Genomic DNA, 4,688 nt, shown 5'->3' with positions numbered 1-4,688 from the left:
CGCCGGGCTCGCTGCCGTCGCTGACCGGCTCGACCTCGAACGGCGCGCCGTTGATGCTGACCGCGCCGTCCTGGAATCGCACCAGGTCGCCGGGCATGCCGATCAGCCGCTTCACGTAGAACTCGGAGACGTTGCGCGGAAAGCGGAACACGACGACGTCACCGCGCTGCGGCTTGCCGAACTCGATCGCGGTGTTGGTGAACGGCAGGCGCGGGCCGTAGGCCAGGTGGTTGACGAGCAGGTAGTCGCCCACGCGCAGCGTCGGCTCCATCGAGCCGGACGGCACCTTCGGCCAGTCGGCCACCGCGACGCGGCAGGTGAACATCAGCGCCACCACGAAGAACAGCTCGGCGCCGAAGCTGACCCACAGCGGCTTGCGCACCGGGGCGGGCAGGTCAGCCGGAAGACGTGCGAGGCGGCGCCTCCAGGCGAACCAGCAGGCGCCGCTGGCCAGGCTCAGCAGGCACAGCACTTCGTTGATGGAAAAACCGATCTGCATCGAGGGCGCTTTCCGGGTGGATGTTCACGGGTTTCACACGGGCAAGGGCCCGGCGGGGATTATGGCTGCGCCGCGCGCCCCTCCCGGGCGCCGGATTCCTACACCTCGACGGCTGTAAGTCCTACGTCCCTCGGTCGACAACGTTTACCGGCATCCGGCAAGATGCCCCCCATCCCGAGGAGACCTGCATGGACCCGTTGTTGRCATTGCGCAATACCACTGGCACCCCCACTGGCACCCGAGAGGCCTCCCCCGCCGGCTCGAGCCGCCGCCCCACGCTCGTCGGTCTGCCCGGCCGCCCGGTGGCGCCGCTGCAGCCGCAGTTCATGCAGAACAAGCTGCCGCCCGAGACGGCCACGCTGGCCGAAGTGACGGCCGGCCTGCTGAAGGCACGCGCCGAGGTCGCGCCCAAATACTTCTACGACAGCCTGGGCTCGCACCTGTTCGAGGCGATCACCGAGCTGCCGGAGTACTACCCGACGCGCACCGAGGCCGCCATCTTCGACCTGCACGGCCGCGAGATGGCCGAAGCCATCGGCACCGGCATGACGCTGATCGACCTGGGCGCCGGCAACTGCGCGAAAGCGGTGCGGCTGTTCCCCGAGTTCCGGCCGTCGCGCTACGTCGCGATCGACATCTCGGTCGACTTCCTGCGCGAGGCGCTGGCCGGCGTGCAGCGCGCGCACCCGGCGCTGAACGTCACCGGCCTCGGCATGGATTTCGCCAATGCGCTGACGCTGCCGRCCGAGCTGCTGCGCGAGCGGCCGGTGTTCTTCTACCCCGGTTCGAGCATCGGCAACTTCACGCCCGAGCAGGCGTCGCGGCTGCTGGCCAGCGCCCGCGAGCAGGCGCGTGGCGGCGGCATGCTGATCGGCGTCGACCTGGTGAAGCCGGCGCATCTGCTGGAGGCGGCCTACGACGATGCCCTGGGTGTCACCGCGGCGTTCAACCGCAACCTGCTGCCCCACCTGAACCGGCGCATCGGCACCGATTTCCGGCTGCCCGACTGGCAGCACGTGGCGCGCTTCGACAGCGGGCTGTCGCGCATCGAGATGCACCTGCAGGCGGTGCGCGAACTCGACGTGCGCTGGCCCGGGCACTCCCGGCACTTCGCGGCCGGCGAGCGCATCCACACCGAGAGCTCGTACAAGTACACGGTGGCGAGCTTCGAGGCGCTGCTGCGCGAATCGGGCTTCCGCCAGATGCGGCACTGGACCGATCCGCAGGGCTGGTTCGCGGTGTTCTGGGCGCAGTCCTGACGAATCGGGTCGAAGAACTACGGAGAGGCCTGCTCCCGCAGGTTCAGCGAGCGCACGTAGGCGACGAGGTCGCGCATCTGCTCCTCGGTGAGCTCGGCGCCCCACGGCGGCATGAACGGCGATCGGCCCAGCGCCTGCCCGCCCAGCTTGACGATCAGCCCGAGGTAGGCGTCGTTCTTGTCGGTGGTGCGCAGGTTGGCCGGCCGCGGGTCGTACAGGCGGGCGGCACGGCCGTTGCCGTCGGCGTTGATGCCGTGGCAGGTGACGCAATAGTTCGCGAACACCAGCCCGCCGCGGAACACCGACGCATCGCGGCTGTCGCGCGGCAGCGGCTGGGCATGCACGCCGCCGGCCCAGCTCAGCAGGCACGCGACGATCAGCGCGCCGATCCACAGGGCGCGGCTGTCGTGCGGCTTCACTTGCTGACCTCGATCACCATGCGCATGTCCGGGTGAACCGCGCACTCGACCTCCACGGTGCCGGGCTTGTCGAGCGTGACCGTCTTCGAGCCGCCCTGGCCGAACGAGCCGAGGTCGAAGCTCTTCGCGTCGGACAGCGAGAACACGTTGTGCGCGAACGGATCCTCGTTGACGAACTTCACCGTGTCGCCGACCTTCACCTGGAGCTTCTTCACCGAGAACGCCTTGCCCTTCTGCGCCAGCACGTGCTCGGCGGCACCGGCCGACAGGCCGGTGAACAGGCAGGCGGCAGCCACGGCGAGCGAGCCGATGCGGGACTGGGGATGGAACTGCATGGAAGGCTCCTCGGGGCTCAGTTGGCCGGCAGCGTCGGCAGCGTGAACGGCCGGGCCGGCGTCGTCAGCGCCTGCATGAAGGCGACGATGTCGCGCATCTCGTCGTTCGACAGCGACAGCGGCTTGACGCTCGCCGACAGGTTGCTGCGCACCTGGCCACCGCGGTTGTAGTGCGCCACGACGTCCATCAGCGTCGCCGCCGATCCGTCATGGAAGTAGGGCGCGGTCAGCGCCACGTCGCGCAGCGTCGGTGTCTTGAACGCGCCCTTCAGTGACGGCACCGGCTTGATCGCGTAGCGGCCGACATCCGGGTTCTCCTGGCCGTACGAGCCCAGGCCGATGTTGTGGAAGCCGTTGTCGGTGAAGTTCGGGGCCTGGTGGCAGCCGGCGCAATTGCCCTTGGCCGGATCGGCGAACAGGCGGAAGCCCTTCACCTGCTGCGCCGTCATCGCGTGGCGGTCGCCACGCAGCCAGCGGTCGAACGGAGAGTCGCTGCTGACCACCGTGCGCTCGAAGGCCGCGATCGCCTTCGAGGTCGTCGTCTTGTCGATCGCCTCGCCCGGGTAGGCCGCGGCGAAGGCGGCCTGGTAGCCCGGGTTGACGGCCAGCCACGCGAACAGCGCGTCGAGGTTCATCGCCATCTCGTCCATCGACTCCATCGGCCCCATCGCCTGGTGCTCGAGCGTCGCGCGGCGGCCGTCCCACATCTGGATGGTGTTGTAGCCGCTGTTGACGATGGTCGGCGATGCCCGTCCCAGCACCTTGCTGCGGAAGCCCTTGGCGGTGCCGAGGCCGTCGGACCAGCCGTACAGCGGGCTGTGGCAACCGGCGCACGACAGGTTGCGCTCGGACGACAGGCGGGCGTCGAAGAACAGCATCTTGCCGAGCTCGACGCGCGCGGCGGTCGGCGCGTTGTCGTCCGGGTGCGGCGGCACCGCGGGCAGCAGCCACTGCCGATCCTGCGGCGTCGCCGCCAGCGGGTCGTCGGCTGCCGGGGCAGCGCTCCATCCCAGGGTCGACAGGCAGAGGGCCAGGGCCCACGGACGCATCCAGTTCATGGCGAATTCCTTTCTTTTGGGGCAACAACGTGCGACGGAAATGTGGACCTGATTTCGTCGCCGTGCGCGCCAAACGAACCCCTGCTTTGTCAACAATTGCCAACCGGCCTGCGGGCGCGGCGAGGGGTCCAGCCAGTTGTCATTCGTTGACAAATGAGGCGTTCACCAAAAGGCCGTGGGCGGCGATATTTGTCACCAGTCGGAGACGAAAACCTTCCGACGCGTGATCATCTGGAACAGAAAGCAGCACCCATGACATCCGCGACACCCGCCGCAGACGGCCCGTCAACGCCCGTCCGCCCCGCCGAGCACGGCGTGTCGCTGGACAGCGGTCCGCCCGGCGACCGGCTGTTCGAGTTCTTCCGCTACCACGGCATCTGGGCGCCCGGCGTCCGGCTGTTCCGCCGCCTGTCCTTCAACATCAAGGCCTTGATGATCTCGGCGGTGTTCATGGTGCCGATCACGATGCTCGGCACCGTCTGCCTGCGCGACATGGCGGCCGCGTCGGCCGCCACCGAGCGCGAGCTGCAGGGCGTGCGCTACCTGCGCGACGCGCTGCCGCTGGTGCGCTTCACGCAGGGCCAGCGCCAGCGCGCGATGCAGGCGGCCGGGCTCGACGCGGCGGGCAGCTGGCCGAAGGACCAGGCGGACTACCGGCAATTGTTCGCCCGGCTGCAGGCCACGCACCGGTCGCTGGAGCCGGTCTTCGACGCCGCCGCCCCGTTCCAGGCCCTGGCCGCAGAGTTGCCGGCCGCGCCGTCACGCGGCGCGGACCCGACCGAACTGTACGAGCGCTACACGCAGATCGTCGCCGACCAGCAGGCGCTGCTGCGGGTCGTGATGGAGCAGTCCAGCCTGTCCCAGGACCCGGACCTGACGACCGGGCGCCTCGTGGCCGGTGCGGTGGCCGCCATTCCCGAGCTGGCCGACCGGATCGGCCAGGCGATGTCGCTGGGCGAGCAGGCGCTCTCGGCCGGCGAGATCTCGGCGCCGCAGCAGCGCCTGCTGTCCGATGCGCTGCCGGTGATGGAGTACCTGGAGGCGCAGGCCGGCGATCACCTCGACAAGGCCTTCAAGCTGAGCGAGCCGCTGCGCGCGGAACTCGGGCTCGACAAGGG

At 69.5% G+C, this 4,688-nt stretch carries 5 protein-coding genes and 1 pseudogene; 2 read left to right on the top strand and 4 right to left on the bottom strand.

What is annotated here, in order from left to right:
- The coding region (lepB, locus tag AC1D01_RS21585) for a signal peptidase I (RefSeq protein WP_477869915.1) at positions 1-499 on the bottom strand (499 nt) is incomplete at its 3' end.
- Between the two features lie 188 nt (positions 500-687).
- On the opposite strand from lepB, the gene egtD reads away from it, so the two are divergent.
- On the top strand, positions 688-1,758 hold the full coding sequence (egtD, locus tag AC1D01_RS21580) for an L-histidine N(alpha)-methyltransferase (RefSeq protein WP_477869913.1): 1,071 nt from the start codon (positions 688-690) through the stop codon (positions 1,756-1,758).
- Positions 1,759-1,775: 17 nt separating this feature from the next.
- Here the strand turns inward: egtD and AC1D01_RS21575 are convergent, their stop codons facing one another.
- Genes AC1D01_RS21575 through AC1D01_RS21565 form a run of 3 tightly spaced genes read right to left on the bottom strand, consistent with a single transcriptional unit; the run spans position 1,776 to position 3,570 of the window.
- Positions 1,776-2,177, bottom strand: a complete 402-nt coding sequence (locus AC1D01_RS21575; RefSeq protein WP_477869911.1) for a c-type cytochrome — start codon at positions 2,175-2,177, stop codon at positions 1,776-1,778.
- Positions 2,174-2,512, bottom strand: coding sequence for a cupredoxin domain-containing protein (locus tag AC1D01_RS21570; protein WP_477869910.1), 339 nt, complete (start codon positions 2,510-2,512; stop codon positions 2,174-2,176). Before AC1D01_RS21570 ends, AC1D01_RS21575 begins: the two co-directional genes overlap by 4 nt.
- A 17-nt stretch (positions 2,513-2,529) precedes the next feature.
- On the bottom strand, positions 2,530-3,570 hold the full coding sequence (locus AC1D01_RS21565) for a cytochrome-c peroxidase (RefSeq protein WP_477869909.1): 1,041 nt from the start codon (positions 3,568-3,570) through the stop codon (positions 2,530-2,532).
- A gap of 252 nt (positions 3,571-3,822) precedes the next feature.
- Here AC1D01_RS21565 and AC1D01_RS21560 point away from each other — a divergent pair.
- A pseudogene (locus AC1D01_RS21560) lies at positions 3,823-4,688 on the top strand (hypothetical protein); the annotation flags it as partial.

This window comes from Rhizobacter sp. P3_B12, from assembly GCF_056402895.1.
The sequence above is the reverse complement of the archived record's forward strand: the minus strand, read 5'-3'. Positions and strand labels throughout refer to the sequence as shown.

Bases quoted from the DNA above. Each gene is read 5' to 3' on its own strand.
- AC1D01_RS21570 (WP_477869910.1), bottom strand. From the start codon at position 2,512: ATGCAGTTCCATCCCCAGTCCCGCATCGGCTCGCTCGCCGTGGCTGCC.
- AC1D01_RS21565 (WP_477869909.1), bottom strand. From the start codon at position 3,570: ATGAACTGGATGCGTCCGTGGGCCCTGGCCCTCTGCCTGTCGACCCTG.